The organism is Aquabacterium sp., assembly GCF_050725395.1.
Taxonomy (GTDB): domain Bacteria; phylum Pseudomonadota; class Gammaproteobacteria; order Burkholderiales; family Burkholderiaceae_C; genus Aquabacterium.
Window position 1 is genome coordinate 1 of sequence record NZ_JBOHHL010000101.1, and the last position, 1,164, is coordinate 1,164.

General features: G+C 64.7%; 2 protein-coding genes. Both read right to left on the reverse strand.

The window, feature by feature from the left end; all coding sequences use genetic code 11:
* Positions 1–713 (reverse strand): FtsW/RodA/SpoVE family cell cycle protein (locus tag ACREB4_RS21290; RefSeq protein ID WP_431590237.1); only part of this gene is annotated, 713 nt, incomplete at its 3' end.
* On the reverse strand, positions 713–1,164 hold a 452-nt coding region (mraY, locus tag ACREB4_RS21295), incomplete at its 5' end, for a phospho-N-acetylmuramoyl-pentapeptide-transferase (protein WP_431590238.1). The genes ACREB4_RS21290 and mraY, both read right to left, overlap by 1 nt.

Here is a 1,164-nt window from a genome sequence, read left to right on the forward strand (position 1 = left end):
TTGCTCAGCTGGTAACCGGAACCCAACTGGTCTGCCCACGGATTCATGAAAGAGGTGATGCGCGCCATGCGGTATGGCTCGAGGATGGCGATGAAGGCGAAGATAGGCAGGCCGATCACGATCGGCGCCGACATGCGCGGCAGGTTCACCCCGCCCAGCACCAGCATGCCGGCGGTGATCGCCAGCAGCAGCGTGGAGGAACCGAAGTCCGGTTGCAGCAGCAGCAGCCCCACCAGCGCCACCGCCACGCCCAGCGGCTTGAGCATCGCCGGCCAGGTGGCGTTGACTTCGTCGCGGAAGCGCACCAGGTAGCTCGACAGCCACACGATGTACAGCACCTTCACCGCTTCCACCACCTGGAACTTGGATACGCCCAGGTTGATCCAGCGCCGCGCGCCGTTGACGCTGCTGCCCAGGCCGGGCACGTACACCGTCAACAGCAGGACGAAGCACGCCAACAGCAGCCACTGGTTGTAGTGCTCTACGGTCTTGAGTTCGGTGCGCATCGCCACATAGGCCAGGCCCACGCCCAGCCCCAGGAAAATCACGTGCCGGGTGAGGAAGTAGAACGGATTGCTGTCCATGGCGATGGAGCTGGAGGCCACCATCACCACGCCCAGGCCGGCGAGGGCCAGGATCACCCCGAGCAGCCACGGGTCGTAGCGGCCGCCGATGGCTTCCAGTCGCGTGGCTTGGCGCGGCGTGTCGTTCATCAGCGCACCTTCAACGTGGCCAGGCCGATCAGCACCAGCACCACCGAGATGATCCAGAAGCGCACGATCACGCGCGGTTCGGGCCAGCCCTTGAGTTCGAAGTGGTGATGGATGGGCGCCATGCGGAACACGCGCTTGCCGGTGAGCTTGAACGAAGCCACCTGGATCATCACCGACAGCGTTTCGATGACGAAGATGCCGCCCATGATCACCAGCACCAGCTCCTGGCGCACGATCACCGCCACCGTACCCAGCACCGCGCCCAGCGCGAGCGCGCCGATATCGCCCATGAAGACCATGGCCGGATAGGTGTTGAACCACAGGAAACCCAGGCCCGCGCCGGCGATGGCCGCGCAGATGATCACCAGTTCGCCAGCGCCCGGCACTTGCGGAATCTGCAAGTAAGCGGAGAACACCGCATTGCCCGAGGCATAGGCGAACACGCCCAGTG